13 protein-coding genes are annotated in these 15,005 nt (G+C 38.1%); 7 read left to right on the forward strand and 6 right to left on the reverse strand.

The genetic code is table 11. The annotated features are described in order from the left end of the window. Nucleotides 1–9 precede the first annotated feature (9 nt). Together recJ and CDOMC_RS09815 are read right to left on the reverse strand one after the other, a co-directional pair. Nucleotides 10–1,581 (reverse strand): single-stranded-DNA-specific exonuclease RecJ, encoded by a 1,572-nt coding sequence (recJ, locus tag CDOMC_RS09810; RefSeq protein WP_172129592.1) that lies wholly within the window; start codon nucleotides 1,579–1,581, stop codon nucleotides 10–12. Further along, a complete protein-coding gene (locus CDOMC_RS09815) occupies nucleotides 1,571–3,229 on the reverse strand; it encodes a CTP synthase (protein ID WP_172129593.1) in 1,659 nt (552 codons plus the stop codon). Before CDOMC_RS09815 ends, recJ begins: the two co-directional genes overlap by 11 nt. A 137-nt stretch (nucleotides 3,230–3,366) precedes the next feature. Between CDOMC_RS09815 and CDOMC_RS09820 the strand changes: the two genes are divergently transcribed. Genes CDOMC_RS09820 through CDOMC_RS09835 form a run of 4 tightly spaced genes read left to right on the forward strand, consistent with a single transcriptional unit; the run spans nucleotide 3,367 to nucleotide 6,383 of the window. After that, nucleotides 3,367–3,582, forward strand: a complete 216-nt coding sequence (locus tag CDOMC_RS09820) for a DUF4492 domain-containing protein (RefSeq protein WP_172129594.1) — start codon at nucleotides 3,367–3,369, stop codon at nucleotides 3,580–3,582. A 1-nt stretch (nucleotide 3,583) separates the two neighbouring features. Further along, entirely contained in the window at nucleotides 3,584–5,113 is a 1,530-nt protein-coding gene (locus CDOMC_RS09825) for a cytochrome ubiquinol oxidase subunit I (RefSeq protein ID WP_172129595.1), read from the forward strand. After that, entirely contained in the window at nucleotides 5,106–6,230 is a 1,125-nt protein-coding gene (locus CDOMC_RS09830; protein ID WP_172129596.1) for a cytochrome d ubiquinol oxidase subunit II, read from the forward strand. The genes CDOMC_RS09825 and CDOMC_RS09830 overlap by 8 nt, the downstream gene beginning before the upstream one ends. 9 nt (nucleotides 6,231–6,239) lie before the next feature. Then, nucleotides 6,240–6,383 carry a hypothetical protein gene (locus tag CDOMC_RS09835; protein WP_169975185.1) on the forward strand — a complete coding sequence of 48 codons (144 nt, stop codon included), beginning with the start codon at nucleotides 6,240–6,242 and terminating at the stop codon, nucleotides 6,381–6,383. Between the two features lie 69 nt (nucleotides 6,384–6,452). Here the strand turns inward: CDOMC_RS09835 and CDOMC_RS09840 are convergent, their stop codons facing one another. Together CDOMC_RS09840 and ilvD are read right to left on the reverse strand one after the other, a co-directional pair. Then, complete coding sequence (locus CDOMC_RS09840; RefSeq protein WP_172129597.1) at nucleotides 6,453–7,268, reverse strand: tetratricopeptide repeat protein; 816 nt, start codon at nucleotides 7,266–7,268, stop codon at nucleotides 6,453–6,455. A 15-nt stretch (nucleotides 7,269–7,283) separates the two neighbouring features. Further along, nucleotides 7,284–8,957 (reverse strand): dihydroxy-acid dehydratase, encoded by a 1,674-nt coding sequence (gene ilvD / locus CDOMC_RS09845; protein WP_172129598.1) that lies wholly within the window; start codon nucleotides 8,955–8,957, stop codon nucleotides 7,284–7,286. 200 nt (nucleotides 8,958–9,157) lie between these two features. Here ilvD and CDOMC_RS09850 point away from each other — a divergent pair, with 200 nt between their 5' ends. The 3 genes from CDOMC_RS09850 (at nucleotide 9,158) to thyX (ending at nucleotide 13,745) form a co-directional block, all read left to right on the forward strand. Further along, complete coding sequence (locus tag CDOMC_RS09850) at nucleotides 9,158–10,498, forward strand: Na+/H+ antiporter NhaC family protein (RefSeq protein WP_172129599.1); 1,341 nt, start codon at nucleotides 9,158–9,160, stop codon at nucleotides 10,496–10,498. Nucleotides 10,499–10,629: 131 nt separating this feature from the next. Further along, a complete protein-coding gene (gene flgE, locus CDOMC_RS09855; RefSeq protein WP_172129600.1) occupies nucleotides 10,630–13,014 on the forward strand; it encodes a flagellar hook protein FlgE in 2,385 nt (794 codons plus the stop codon). Nucleotides 13,015–13,118: 104 nt separating this feature from the next. Continuing rightward, nucleotides 13,119–13,745, forward strand: coding sequence for an FAD-dependent thymidylate synthase (gene thyX, locus CDOMC_RS09860; protein WP_172129601.1), 627 nt, complete (start codon nucleotides 13,119–13,121; stop codon nucleotides 13,743–13,745). Between the two features lie 35 nt (nucleotides 13,746–13,780). Here thyX and CDOMC_RS09865 read toward each other — a convergent pair whose 3' ends face one another. Further along, nucleotides 13,781–14,374, reverse strand: a complete 594-nt coding sequence (locus tag CDOMC_RS09865; protein WP_170019573.1) for a hypothetical protein — start codon at nucleotides 14,372–14,374, stop codon at nucleotides 13,781–13,783. Between the two features lie 16 nt (nucleotides 14,375–14,390). Then, nucleotides 14,391–14,867 (reverse strand): crossover junction endodeoxyribonuclease RuvC, encoded by a 477-nt coding sequence (gene ruvC / locus CDOMC_RS09870; RefSeq protein WP_172129602.1) that lies wholly within the window; start codon nucleotides 14,865–14,867, stop codon nucleotides 14,391–14,393. Between the last annotated feature and the right edge of the window lie 138 nt (nucleotides 14,868–15,005).

Genomic DNA, 15,005 nt, shown 5'->3' on the forward strand with positions numbered 1-15,005 from the left:
TTACTTAATCTAAACAATCTCTTTTACTAAAAGCTGAGGTGTCACAAGCCCTCTAAAAGAATTTTTGGATATGGATACCACTATATCGATATTATCACCTATATGGGGGTGTCTGGTAAAGTTAAAAAACAATGCCTCAAGACATTTGTTATCTTTTTGCAATATAAGCTTAAGGTGATTTTGCTCTCTACCTATTAGCTTATGATTTTTTACTAAAACTCCATTTAGTCTAAATAAAGGACGAGGATTTTTTTGTCCGTAAGGCTCAAAATACTCTAAAATTTCAAGCAACTCGAAATCAATCTCGTTTGCATCTATCTCACCTAAAAGTTCATCAGAATTTATAAATTCATGTATATCCATCAAAAAACAAGTTTGATTTATAGCCATTTTAAAAGCTTCTAGATTATTTGGATCTATAACGATACCTGCTGCACCTTTGTGACCGCCATATCCGTCAAGCAAGTTCTCGTGCTGAGCTATTAAAGATAAAATATCGAGCTTTCCGACACTTCTTGCACTACCCTTTGCACGATTTTCATCTATGCTAAATACTATAGCAGGTCTTTTAAAGTGCTTAGCAAGACGACTTGCGACGATACCTATAACACCCTCATGCCAATCCTTACCCCATGTTACTATGATGCGGTCCTCATGGCTAACATCCTTTAGAGAACTCTCATAGAGTGTGCGCTCCTCCTCTTTTCTAGAATTATTAAATTCAACTATCATGTCAAGATAATCATTTGCCTTATCTATGTTTTTTGTATGCAAAAAATTAAAAGAATTTATCGCATCATCCATTCTACCTGATGCATTTATAAGCGGAGCTATTAAAAAACTTATATCATCGCACTCAAATTTCTCTTTCCCGTAAAATTGCTTAATAGCGGTAAATGCGGCACGATCAGAGCTATTTAATTTATTAACTCCAAGACGCACAAGCATACGGTTCATATCCCTAAGCTCCATCATATCAGCAATTATCGCGATAGCTAAAAGATCTAAAAATTTGGCCATATCATACTCTATTTTTAACACATCTTTTAGCGCACCTACCATATACCAAGCCACTTGCGCACCGCAAATTTCTATATTAGGGAAGGTGCAATCCTTCTGCTTTGGATTAATTATCGCATAAGCCTCAGGTAAAACCTCAGGCGGCATATGATGATCTGTTATAATAAGATCGATTCCACGTTTTTTACAAATTTCAGCAGCTTCATTTGCCGATATTCCGTTATCTACTGTAATAATAAGATTTACGTCTTTTAGTTCTTCGACAATTTGACCGTTTAATCCATATCCGTCGCTAAATCGATTTGGAATACGCACAAAATAATCGCTTACTCCTAAATCATCGAAAAACTCGGCCATTATTACACTAGAAACTACACCATCCACATCATAGTCACCCACTATGACAATTTTCTCTCTATTTTCAATCGCCTCTTTTATGCGATTTGCGCCCTTGTAAATATCTTTAAGCATGCAGGGCATGGGAATTTCTGAAAGCCTTTTGTGCAAATCCTTGCTAAATCTTTGATTCAGTAATTCCCTAATATCACTCTTACTCAACATGATTTTTTATTGACGCATCAATAAAACTTAAAATCACGGGATTTGGTTTTACAAGGCGAGATGTAAACTCCGGGTGAAACTGTACGCCTAAAAACCATGGATGCGAGTTTAGTTCTATAGCCTCTATTAGCCCCTCGCTCTCACCACTTACTATCATTCCAGCACCTTCAAACTCCGCCCTATATTTAGGATTTGCCTCGTAGCGATGTCGATGACGCTCTTTTACTTGTTTTGAGCCTGAATAAATTTTACTCAAAAGCGAATTTGGCTTAATATCGCAAGTATAAGCCCCAAGCCTCATAGTGCCGCCTATTGGGGTCTGATAGGTCCTAATCTGCTTTTCTCCATTTGCATCGATAAAGCTATCGATAAGGTAGATTATAGGATTTGTACACTCTTGATTAAATTCGACCGAATTTGCATCTTCTAAATGAAGCACGTTTTTAGCAAATTCTATCATTGCAAGCTGCATGCCAAGGCAAATTCCAAGGTATGGAATTTTATGCTCGCGAGCAAATTTAATAGCCTCTATCTTGCCGCTTATACCGCGTTCGCCAAATCCTCCGGCAACCAATACTCCATCGACATCCCTTAATAGCTCATCGACATTTTCAGACTCTATTTTTTCGCTATCTATCCATTTTAAATTTACTCTAGTGTCTAAATTTGCACCCGCATGGATAATGCTCTCGGTAAGACTCTTATAACTCTCTTTAAGATCTACATATTTGCCCACAAAGGCTATAGTAGTCTCTTTGGTAGGTGCTATTATTCGCTTTACCAAACTATCCCATGTCTCCATATTGACTCTTAGGTCTCCAAGCTCTAAAAGTTCGGCAATCGGAGTTAAAATATCTTGCTTTAAAAACGCTAATGGTACCTGATATATACTAAGCGCATCAAGACTTTCTATGACACAATTTCTCTCGACCCCGCAGCTTGAAGCAATTTTGTCTTTAAGATCACGATTTAAAGGCTGCTCGCTTCTGCAAATTATCATATCAGGACTTATTCCTATACGCCTTAGCTCTCCTACGCTATGCTGAGTAGGTTTGGTTTTAAGCTCTCCCGCAACTTTAATAAAAGGCACAAGAGTTAGATGAATATTCATCGCATTCTTTCTGCCCGCTTCTATACGTAGAGCTCGAATCGCCTCTAAAAAAGGTAGTCCTTCTATATCTCCTACGGTTCCGCCGATCTCTACTATTAAGATATCTTGTCCTCTGCCAGCCTTTTTGATACGTTCTACAATTTCACCCACGATATGAGGGATGACTTGAATAGTTTTGCCCTTATAATCGCCTCTGCGCTCTTTTTCGATAACCGAGCTATATACTCTACCGGTAGTAAAGCTATTATCCTGACTAAGACTCTTATCCAAAAATCTCTCATAATGGCCCAGATCAAGATCGGTCTCTGCACCGTCATCAGTTACGAAAACCTCTCCATGCTCAAGAGGGCTCATAGTGCCGGGATCTACGTTGATATAAGGATCCGCTTTGAGCATACTTACTTTTAATCCCGTATTTTTAAGCAAGGTTGCAATACTTGCCGCCGCAATACCCTTTCCAAGAGAACTCAAAACGCCACCAGTTATAAAAATATACTTGGTTTGAGAATCTTGAGCTTTTTTATTTACCTCATCCATTAAATTTCCTCTAAATTTTTATTTTAATGACAAATTATAGCTTTTTAAAATTTATAATTGGTTGAGAGCTTATAATTTGATTTTGAATTAAAATTTAAAATTATTTTTTAAGTTAATTTATTATAGAATCTAATATTATGATTAAAAAATACCTTAAAAACATATCCGAACTATATATAGAAGGCTTTAGGAATATGAGGCTTGGCAAGAGTTTATGGCTTCTTATAGCGATAAAACTTGTAATAATGTTTGGGATACTTAAAGTCTTTATCTTTGATGAAAATTTAAATACAAAATTTAATACAAACGAAGAAAAGGCTGACTTCGTTATATTAAATTTAACAAAGGAATAAAATGTCCGAATTAGCATCTGTCGATTGGTCTAGAGCGCAGTTTGCATTAACCGCTATCTATCACTTCCTGTTCGTTCCTCTGACATTAGGACTTAGCTTTATCATAGCTATTATGGAGAGTATTTATGTCAAAACCGGAAATGAGCAGTGGAAACATATAACTAAATTTTGGCTTAAACTTTTTGCAATAAATTTTGCAATAGGTGTTGCGACTGGTATCATCATGGAGTTTGAATTCGGTACAAACTGGGCGAACTATAGCTGGTTCGTAGGCGATATATTCGGTGCACCGCTTGCTATAGAAGGACTTTTGGCATTCTTCCTTGAAAGTACATTTTTTGCGGTTATGTTCTTTGGCTGGGATAAAGTTAGCAAAAAATTTCACCTAATCTCAACATGGCTTGTGGCTATAGGATCAAATTTAAGCGCACTTTGGATTTTGATAGCAAACGGCTGGATGCAGTATCCAATAGGTATGAAATTTAATCCGGACACCGCAAGAATGGAGATGCAAAACTTCTTTGAAGTGGCATTAAGTCCTGTTGGAATTATTAAATTTTTACACACAGTAACAAGCGGATATGTTATCTCGGCTCTATTTGTGATAGGAATTTCAGCCTGGTTTATCCTAAAAGGAAGACATATTATAATGGCTAAAAAAAGCATGATAGTAGCAGCGAGCTTTGGCCTTGTAACTTCTTTATTCTTGCTATTTAGCGGTGACGAGAGCGGATTTCAAGTAACCAGAACTCAACCGATGAAGCTTGCGGCCATGGAAGGACTTTACGAGGGAGATAGCAGACAAGGACTTGTGATGTTTGGCGTACTTAAACCGGATAAAAAGCATGGAGATGGACAAGGTTCTTTTATGTTTGATATAGAGATACCTTATCTGCTCTCACTTATAGGGAAAAGAGATATAAACGCTTTTATTCCCGGTATTGACGACTTAGTTTTTGGAAATGAAAAGCGTAATATAGAGAGCGTAAGTAGCAAGATGGCAAAGGGTAAGATCGCCGTAGACGCACTAAGAACATATCAAGAGGCTAAAAAGACAGGTGATAAAGAAGCTATGGCGAAAGCGCAAAATCTTCTTGAAACCAATATGAATTTCTTAGGTTACGGATATCTAGAAAAACCGACAGACGCTGTGCCTCCTGTGGCATTGACCTTTTACAGCTTTAGAATTATGGTTATGCTTGGAACATATTTCATAGCTCTATTTTTCGTAGTTATGTATCTATGCATGGCAAATAATATCGAAAGCTTTAAAAAGCTCCTTTGGATATGCGTGTGGACTATTCCTCTTGGGTATATCGCAGCAGAAGCTGGATGGATAGTAGCCGAAGTCGGGCGTCAACCGTGGGCTATACAAGATCTGATGACGGTAGGCGTAGGTGCTACAAATTTAGGTAGTGTAAATGTCAAAATCTCATTTACGCTATTTGCGATACTTTTCACGGCACTATTGATAGCCGAGATAAAAATAATGTTAAAACAAATAAAGATAGGATTTGAAAGCCATGCTTAGTTTATCACACGAAATACTTCAAATTTATTGGTGGGTTATAGTTAGCTTGCTAGGCGGGCTTTTGGTGTTTATGATGTTTGTTCAGGGCGGGCAAACACTTATATTTGGATTACCAAAGAGCGAAATAGAAAAAGACATGATAATAAATTCCGTGGGTCGCAAATGGGAGCTTACATTTACTACCCTTGTCATGTTCGGAGGAGCATGCTTTGCTGCATTTCCACTTTTTTATGCTACTAGCTTTGGTGGGGCGTATTGGGTGTGGCTGGCAATTTTATTTTGCTTTATTTTGCAAGCCGTTAGTTACGAGTATAGAAAAAAACCGGACAATTTTTTAGGTCAAAAAACTTATGAAATTTTTCTTTATATAAACGGCTCGCTTGGAGTTATTTTAATAGGAATGGCCGTTAGTACATTTTTTTCAGGAAGCGACTTTGCACTAGGCGAGCATAACTTCGTGGAGTGGAAAACTCCATATAGAGGTCTTGAGGCACTTGCCAATCCCCTACTCTATCCCCTTGGAATTGCGATGTTTTTCCTATCTCGCGTAGGCGGGGCTTTATATCTAATCAATAATATCTCGGATGAAAATTTTAGAGCAAAAGCCAGAAAAGCTGTTCTAAAAAATACTATTTTGTTCCTACCATTTTTCTTAATGTTTATAATCTGGATATTTACAAAAACAGGCTTTGAATATGATGCAGAGGGAGTAGTAAGTTTGGTAGGCTTTAAATATGCGCTAAATTTAGTAAAAATGCCAATCGTTACTCTTATAATATTAGTCGGGCTTGGACTTGTGCTGTATGGAATTTACAAAGGTGCATTTACTAAAAGCACTTACGGAGTAGTTCCTTACGGAGTCGGAGTCGTTTTTGTAGTAATGGGGCTATTTTTGATAGCGGGGTTAAATAATACGGCCTTTTATCCGTCTTTTTCAAATTTGCAAAGCTCGCTAACTATAAAGAATGCAAGCTCTAGCCACTACACTCTTGGAGTGATGGCTTACGTAAGTCTTATTGTGCCATTTGTATTGGCATATATCTTTGTGGTTTGGAGAGCTATAGATAGTCGCAAAATCACTCAAGATGAGATCAAAAACGATCACCACGCATACTAAGGAACAAATATGACAACTGCAATTATTTTCTTTTTTCTTTGGATACTTGCTCTTTTTTTGAGCTACAAATTCGTACTTTTAAATGTAAATCAGGTTGAAAAATACCCTGAAAGATACTTTGAAAATTTAGAAGAAGAAAAGAAGAGCAATTAAAATAATATCTTATAATCAAATTTATAGGCGTTAAGTTTCGCCTATAAATTTTAACTAACAAATGCTAATTTACAAACACCCCTCTTTAATACCTAGCTTACAAGCTCTATCGAAGTATGCAGCGGCCTCTACGCTTATTTGACCCCTAAAATCCTTTGGCATCAAGGCTATGCCCATATACATGCAAGAAACGCCGTTTCCATTCTCGCAAGTAGCCTTTAGATACGGCTTGGCTTTTTCATAATCTTTATTTTTGAAGTAAAATTCCCCAAGCACCACACAGCCATTTACATCGCCATTCTCGCAGCCTTTGTTGACATAAGATACTCCAAGATTCATATCGGCGCTCACACCACGCCCAGAGATATAAATAAGACCTAAATTTGTACAAGCTTGAGCATCTAGCTTTTCACAAGCCTTTTCATAATACTTCATAGCCTCTTGATAATTAGCCTCACCAAGAACTCCATCATCATTAAGCATTCCTGCAAGAGTACAAAATTTCGTCTCTCCCTTATCGCACCAACTCTTAGCTATCTCGTAAGCAGATTTATAATCTTGTTTTGTTCCTTTCCCAGACATATAAAATGTAGCCAGACTCTCACACTGTTTTACATCTCCGCCTTCACAGGATTTTTTAACTATATTAAACTGCTCAGCAGAGACTTGCATATTTATCGCCTCTTTTTTGTCATCATACTCTTTCATTCTTTCGCAAGCACCCTGATGCCCCATTTCGCAAGCTTTTTTATAAAATTTATTAGACAGCATATAATCTCCGGTAAATGCCGCCTTGCTACCCTCTTCAAAACAACTATTTGCATCAATACATTCATCTGCTAAAAGAACTGCTAAAAAGCTTAAAAATACTATGATTTTTTTCATATATAACTCCGAAATTTAAGCTTCCAAAATCGCGCCACTGCTCGCATTTGTCACAAGCTTGCGATATTGTCTTAGCCAGCGAGAATTTAGCTCCTTTTCAAGCGGCGTAAATTTCGCCTTGCGAGCTGAAATTTCAGCCTCATCTAAGCGCACATTTATACTATAAGTATCGACATCTATATCGATTATGTCGCCATCTTCAAGCAGTCCTATCATACCGCCTTCAGCCGCTTCGGGGCTTACGTGTCCGATACTTAATCCTCTTGTCGCACCGCTAAAGCGTCCGTCAGTTATCAGCGCCACATCCGCACCAAGTCCGCGACCCATGATTAGGCTAGTAGGGCTTAGCATCTCTTGCATTCCGGGACCTCCGCGCGGACCTTCATAGCGGATAACTACCACGTCGCCCTTGTTTACCTTGCCGCTTGAAATTCCCTCTATCGCCTCATCTTGAGAGTTAAAGCAGACCGCTTTACCGCTAAATTTACGCTCTCCCACGATGCCTGCAGTCTTGATGACACATCCTTGCTCGGCTAAATTTCCAAACAAAATCGCCAGTCCGCCAACCTGCGAATAAGCATTTTCGACTTTATGGATCACGCTTTCATCTTTTATCTCGCTAGCACCGACTCGTTCGCCCAGAGTTTCACCCGAAACGGTTAAATTTTCTAAATGAAGCATTCCGTTATCGCGGCGTGAAATTTCTTTTATAACCGCGTTCATTCCGCCCGCTCGCCCGATATCTTCCATGTGCACGTTTGGCAAACTTGGGCTTATCTTGGCTATGTGAGCGATGTTTGAGCTTATTTCATTTAACTCTGAAATTTGCAGATCCACTCCCGCCTCACGCGCGATAGCTAGCATATGAAGCACGGTATTGCTGCTTCCGCCCATCGCCATATCAACTACAAGTGCGTTTCTAACGGCCTTTGCGTTTAGGATATTGCGTATCTTAAATCTCTCATCAAGCGCGATCTCGCAAATTCTACGCGCCGCTTTTCTCACAAGTTCCTCACGTTCAGGTGTAAGTGCTAGTATCGTGCCGTTGCCGCTTAGAGCTATGCCCATCGCCTCGCAAAGCGTATTCATCGAATTTGCAGTAAACATTCCCGAGCAACTTCCCCCGCTTGGACAGGCGTTGCACTCGATATCTTTTAGCTCGGCTTCGCTTATCTCTTTGGTTTCAAATTTACCTACAGCTTCAAACGCCGTAGCAAGATCAATCGGCCTACCGTCTTTTGTATAGCCCTTTTTCATCGGACCGCCGCTTACAAAGACGGTCGGCACATTTACTCTAAGTGCGCCCATAACCATCCCCGGCACGATCTTGTCGCAGTTTGGCATACAAACAAGTGCGTCAAGTGCGTGCGCATTCATAACCGTTTCAACCGAATTTGCTATGATCTCGCGGCTTGGCAAGCTATAAAGCATACCGCCATGCCCCATCGCGATACCGTCATCTACGCCTATGCAGTTAAATTCAAACGGCACACAGCCGTTTTTACGAATTTCGTCTTTTAAAATTTCAGAGTAGCGATTTAGGAAAAAATGCCCGGGAATTATCTCGATAAAGCTGTTTGCGATGCCGATAAACGGCTTATCAAAGTCCTCGTCTTTAAGCCCTGTAGCGCGTAAAAGCGAGCGATGAGGCGCTCTTGTGTATCCCTTTTTTATGATATCGCTTCTCATGTCTTTCCTTTTAATAAAATTTTAGAGATTTTATCAATTATTTTATTATATTAGGTATAAAATAATATTGCCTTGCTTGAAATATGTTTTTTTACATAAATTATTGTTCAAATTTATTTCAAAATCAAGCTTAATAATTTATAAATTTAAGATAAATAGAGGTATAATACCTGATTATCCATCAATAATAAGGAAATTTTATGCTTTCTAATCCCGTTGTTATAAGCATCATTATTATGACTGTGCTTTGTTTACTTCGTTTTAATGTATTATTATCAATTCTGGTTTCAGCGCTTGTCGCAGGTTTAATGTATCATAATGGATTTGCTAGCTTTAGTGCATTTTTTGATGCCCTTACGGCTACTACCTCTACTCTCATTACCGGCATGAAAGGAAATTTGGAAACTTCTCTTAGCTATATTTTACTAGGAGCTCTTGCAGCTGCTATCGCAAATACGAATTTAACGGCAATTTTAATAAACAGTATAACTAAAATTTTAAGCAGCACTCGTGCATATTTTTCATTAATAATTGCTGCAATAGCGTGTTTTTCTCAAAATTTAATCCCGGTTCACATAGCATTTATACCTATACTTATTCCACCACTTTTACCTCTTATGAATAAATTAAATATAGATAGACGCGCTATAGCAACAGCTCTGACATTTGGTTTAAAAGCACCTTATGTAAGTCTTAGCGTAGGTTTTGGACTTATTTTTCACGGTATTATAAAAAAAGAACTTGCAAATAATGGCGTAAATGTAGAAATTTCAGATATTCAAAGTGTAATGTGGATAGGCGGATTTTCAATGTTAGTAGGCCTATTTTTGGCAATCTCTATCTTTTATTCTAAAAAAAGAGAATATAAGCATACAAACTTTGAAAATTTAGAGATGCAAGAAGCGGAATTAGCTAAAAGCCTAAAAATGACAAAGAAAGAGTGGGCTGTCTTAGGAGGCGCTGTAGTGGCATTTATAGTGCAAATTTACACATCAAGTATGCCTCTTGGAGCACTTTTGGGACTTCTTGTTATGGTGGCTTTTGGTGGCATAGAGTATAACAAGATAGACAAAGTTATGGATAGTGGTTTAGCTATGATGGGCTTTATCGCATTTATTATGCTTGTTGCGGCTGGTTTTGGATCTGTTTTAAGAGAGAGTGGCGGTATCGAACAGCTTGTAAATTTTGCTAGCAGTATCGCAGGCGGTAAAATCGGAGGAGCTATAATGATGCTAACCATAGGACTACTTGTAACTATGGGCATAGGAACTAGCTTTGGCACCATACCTATTATAGCTGCGATCTATGTTCCGCTTTCTATATCTTTAGGATTTTCATTTCCGGCTATTATTCTTTTAGTTGGTATTGCTGCGGCACTTGGGGATGCTGGAAGCCCTGCAAGTGATAGCACACTCGGACCAACAGCAGGTCTAAATGCCGACGGACAGCACAACCATATCTACGATACTTGCGTGCCGACATTTATTTTCTTTAATATTCCACTTATAATAGGTGGTATTATAGGAGCAATGATATTATAATCCCTATAATTTTATAGCCTGCTATACTTGACTGGTAGGCTATAAATTTAATTACTATTCTCTACTTGATTTATATATTTTGGAACATCTTTTGCTTTTATCTTTTAAAAATTGCATAAAAGGATAAGATTATGATGAGATCTCTTTGGTCTGGAGTTACGGGACTTCAGGCTCACCAAATAGCAATGGATGTCGAAGGTAATAACATAGCAAACGTAAACACCATAGGTTTTAAATATAGTAGAGCAAATTTTGATGATCTTATATATCAAACTTCTCGCGTATCTACCGCTCCTCAAAATAAACACGGTGGCTTAAACTCTATGCAAGTAGGCCTTGGAACACAGGTTAATACTACTACAAAAATTTTCAAGCAAGGCTCGCTTCAAACTACAGATAAACAGACCGATATTGCCCTTCAAGGCGATGGATTTTTTATAGTTAGCCCAGATAGTGGAAAAACTCGTCTTTATACTAGAAACGGCGATTTTTCTCGTGATAGTGTAGGAAATTTCGTAGATAACGGCGGACACATAGTTCAAGGCTGGATGAGAGATGAAACAACAGGGGAGATAGATCCAACAAGACCTATAGAAAATATAATCATTCCACCGGGACTTACTACTCCTGCTCGCGCTACTACCGAAATAGCATTAAAAGCTAACCTTGATAGCGGCGATGACGTAGGGACGAAAAAAATTCCTATCTACCAACTTGATCAATACAGTCGCTGGGTTGAAAAAGCTCCGTTTAACGGAACTAAAACAGACGATGAAATTCATGATGAAAATAACATCGGCGAAAATCAGTTTTTTACGACTAAAAATGGAGAACAAAGATTAAAAGAGCGTGGAGCTGATCTTGGAGTTTTATTTAATAATGATGGTGATGCTTATAATTTAAGAGAAGGTCAAGGAGTTTGGGTAAGCTATGCAGACGCCAAAACAAAGGCTTTAAATGTAGGTGCTGACCCGCTTGGCAATTTTCCTGCGGCTAGAACCTTAGATATTAAGCTAAATGGTGAAAACATTAGACTGGGAAATATTTTAAACATAAGCCAACTTGCAGCTGCAATCAATGAAAAATATAATAAAACAGGCGTAGAGGCAAGTGTAACCAACGGAAACCAACTTGTATTAACCAATAGAAATAATCTTGGTACGTCAGCAGATAATAAAAATATAAAAATGACTGTAAATGGTGGGAACACAATAGGAAATGATTTTGTTACAACGAATATCATTACAGCCTATCAATACACATATAGCAAGACTAGAACAAGTGCGGCACACACTTATAATGACGCTACCGAAAGAAAAGTAACAAGCACTGAAGATCTGCGCGAAGCTATGCAAAAAGATGCAAGACTTTGGATAAACTACACCGGAACAGTCGTAGGAAACGGCGCTGCAGGAGTGCCGAATGAAGCCGCATTTTTGGCCGCAAGAGCTCAAAATAAAAATGACGGTGTAGAAGTAACCGTAAACGAATACGGTCAATTTCAGATAAAAAATCCAAAAGGCGATGCTTTTAATAGTGATGACGGAGATACTGTGGACACAACCACTCCACCTCAGCCAGCACCACCTGCACCACCAGTTCCGCCAGCAGTTGCTGCAAATAATGATAATGCCGACAACGACCACCATATGTATCTAACTATTACAGGCTTAAGCAATGCTAAGAATAATATAACTGAAAACGTTAAATTTAAAGCCTCTATGGCCGTTTTGGCAGGCTCACTAAGCACAGGTGAATCAAAGCGTGTAACAGATAGCCTGCATATGGCAAGCCACAGCTCAAGCATAGATGTATTCGATAGTTTAGGTGCTAAACACAACGTAAAGATTGATTTTACGAAACGTGCTTACACTGAAAATAACGGAACAGAATGGACGATGATAATCCAAGTTGCAGAGCCAAATAAGATAAATTTCGACGGCAAACCTGAAAATGTAATAACAGGATACATTAGATTTAACGCTGACGGTTCGCTTGGCACATATAGCCCTGCTAGCATTACATTTGGTGCGGCTAACGGCTCTTCAGCAGGTCAGCATATAGAGCTAAATTTAGGCGATACAATGGGCTTTACCGGAATGACAAGCTATGATAACGACTCAGCAACTGCAAATATCAGCCAAGACGGTTATACAGGTGGCGAACTAAACGGACTTAGAATAGATGAGTCAGGCACGCTTGTAGGCACTTTTACAAACGGTAGAAGCTTGGGACTTGCGCAAGTTGCGGTAGCTAAATTTACAAACAATGAAGGTCTAACAAGCGAAGGCGGTAACTTATTTGCAATGACTGCAAACTCTGGAGATCCGATAATAGGTGCTGCTAATACCTCTGGACGCGGTAAAATTTCAGCCTCAAGCCTAGAGATGAGTAACGTCGATCTAAGTCGCTCGCTAACTCAGCTAATCGTCGTTCAACGCGGATTTCAAGCTAACTCAAAGACAATAACTACAAGCAACGAGATGCTAAATACACTCTTGCAACTTAAAAATTAATTATCTACTATTATAGGGGCTATACAACGCCCCTGATCTGACTTGAATTTCATAAAAATTTTAGCTAAATTTACGAGATTAAATTTCATAAATAAAGAGCTAAAATGCAAGTAACACTTCTAAATTTCACTCCTCTTAATATCTGCTCGCACGCGATTCGCACGTGTTGGCAAAGCTTTGACAAGGGTGATAATGGAGGTGAAAAAGATATCGAGCTGATTGATCGAGTGGGCAACAAATACAAGCACGCAAGCACGCTTGAGCATCTTTATTATAACTTTTACATCCAAGGAATTTCGCGCGCACTGCTTCAAGAACTAGCTCGTCACCGCATAGCAAGCTTAAGCGTAAAATCAACCCGTTACACACTAAAAGAGCTTAGAAACGAGGCGAAATTTGAGTTAGGCGACTTTGAAAACGCAAGCAGATACATCATACTAACGGGTAACGAGCTAATTGATAACACAAGCATAAAAGCGCTTGATAATCTGCGCGAAATTTTAGCTACGACTACAACGAGCCTTGATATAGTTAAATACTGCCTGCCTGAGTGCTATAAAACCGAACTTACTTGGAGCGTAAACGCTAGAAGCCTTCAAAATTTCCTCTCGCTTAGAAGCTCAAAATCCGCTCTTTGGGAGATCCGAGATCTCGCTCATAAAATTTACGGCGCATTGCCCGATGAGCATAGATTTATTTTTGAAAATCACATCGCAAACAGTGAACATTAAAAATTCGCGTGGTTTTGATGTCACGCGACTAAATTTTACTCTTTTATCTCTTTTAATTTTAGATTATAAACCTGCATGTCTTGCACCATGCCAAATTTACCTCTTATAGCAAGGACTCTGCCGTTTATTTCTATTTTACCAATCTCTTTTCCTCTTGACATGACGATAGCTTTTACAAATACTTTATTCACGCCATTTCTTGTTTCAATAGGTATAAGTTCATAGTCGCAACCAAATTTTAAAAGTAAAGCATCATGTCTTAATTTTTTAGCAAAATCAAATTCACGAGAACTAAAATAATCAACCGCCATATTGGATATCTCATCATCGCCATTTAATATCGTAAGTGTTGCATTTTTGAAAAATGCTTGCTTATTTTCTACGCTATCATCCATCACGCAGTTTAAAACTTCACAAGTTTGTCTTAAGTCCTTTTTAACTCCAAAATTTTGCGAATTTGAACCGCTAAACAATACATCTTTAACCATAATCTGTTTTGCTTTTGTAGTTTTCTTTGTTTCTATGCCTAAATTTGAGTAATTACAGATGATTTCATTATCTTTTGAAACTTCATTTGCAAATAAATTTATCGATGCAAAAACAGCTAAAACAACTAAAATTTTCCTCATTTTATATCCTTTAAATTTATTTTTTTATCCGCAAATTATTTGCATGTGTTAATGCAACCGCAATAGCATCGGTTATATCAAGCGGTTTTATATCTTTAGTAATTCCTAAAATTTTCTTCACCATAAAGGCAACTTGCTCCTTATCCGCTTTTGCCTTGCCTGTTACCGCTTTTTTCACCTGAAGCGGGGTGTATTCTGCGAATTCTCCGTGAATTTGAAGAATTTTAAGACTTAACGCACCGCGAAACTGAGCCATCTTTAAAACCGTTTTTGGATTATACGCAAAAAATATATCCTCAATCGCAACTTCATCGAATTTATGATTTTTAAAGATAAGATCAAGTCCCTCGCAAAGCTGCGTTATCTGATACTGAAGTAAATCGGGCTTAATTTTTATAAGTCCGGCTTCTATCAAACTCGTTTTTAACGCAGTTTTTTCGATGATTGCATAACCGCAATTCCTACTTCCGGGATCAATTCCTAAAATTTTCATCACATCCTTAATTTGCCAAATAAAAAAGTTTTTCACGTTTTTTTCACGCTGTGAAAAACATCTATTAGAGGCATTTTAACAAAGATTTTATGAAATTTAAGATAAAATGATAAACTACTATAATAAAAAGGGATAAAT

It is taken from the genome of Campylobacter sp. RM16192 (assembly GCF_004803855.2).
Taxonomy (GTDB): Bacteria; Campylobacterota; Campylobacteria; order Campylobacterales; family Campylobacteraceae; genus Campylobacter_A.

Bases quoted from the DNA above. Each gene is read 5' to 3' on its own strand.
- recJ (WP_172129592.1), bottom strand. From the start codon at position 1,581: ATGTTGAGTAAGAGTGATATTAGGGAATTACTGAATCAAAGATTTAGC.
- CDOMC_RS09815 (WP_172129593.1), bottom strand. From the start codon at position 3,229: ATGGATGAGGTAAATAAAAAAGCTCAAGATTCTCAAACCAAGTATATT.
- CDOMC_RS09820 (WP_172129594.1), top strand. From the start codon at position 3,367: ATGATTAAAAAATACCTTAAAAACATATCCGAACTATATATAGAAGGC.
- CDOMC_RS09825 (WP_172129595.1), top strand. From the start codon at position 3,584: ATGTCCGAATTAGCATCTGTCGATTGGTCTAGAGCGCAGTTTGCATTA.
- CDOMC_RS09830 (WP_172129596.1), top strand. From the start codon at position 5,106: ATGCTTAGTTTATCACACGAAATACTTCAAATTTATTGGTGGGTTATA.
- CDOMC_RS09835 (WP_169975185.1), top strand. From the start codon at position 6,240: ATGACAACTGCAATTATTTTCTTTTTTCTTTGGATACTTGCTCTTTTT.
- CDOMC_RS09840 (WP_172129597.1), bottom strand. From the start codon at position 7,268: ATGAAAAAAATCATAGTATTTTTAAGCTTTTTAGCAGTTCTTTTAGCA.
- ilvD (WP_172129598.1), bottom strand. From the start codon at position 8,957: ATGAGAAGCGATATCATAAAAAAGGGATACACAAGAGCGCCTCATCGC.
- CDOMC_RS09850 (WP_172129599.1), top strand. From the start codon at position 9,158: ATGCTTTCTAATCCCGTTGTTATAAGCATCATTATTATGACTGTGCTT.
- flgE (WP_172129600.1), top strand. From the start codon at position 10,630: ATGATGAGATCTCTTTGGTCTGGAGTTACGGGACTTCAGGCTCACCAA.
- thyX (WP_172129601.1), top strand. From the start codon at position 13,119: ATGCAAGTAACACTTCTAAATTTCACTCCTCTTAATATCTGCTCGCAC.
- CDOMC_RS09865 (WP_170019573.1), bottom strand. From the start codon at position 14,374: ATGAGGAAAATTTTAGTTGTTTTAGCTGTTTTTGCATCGATAAATTTA.
- ruvC (WP_172129602.1), bottom strand. From the start codon at position 14,867: ATGAAAATTTTAGGAATTGATCCCGGAAGTAGGAATTGCGGTTATGCA.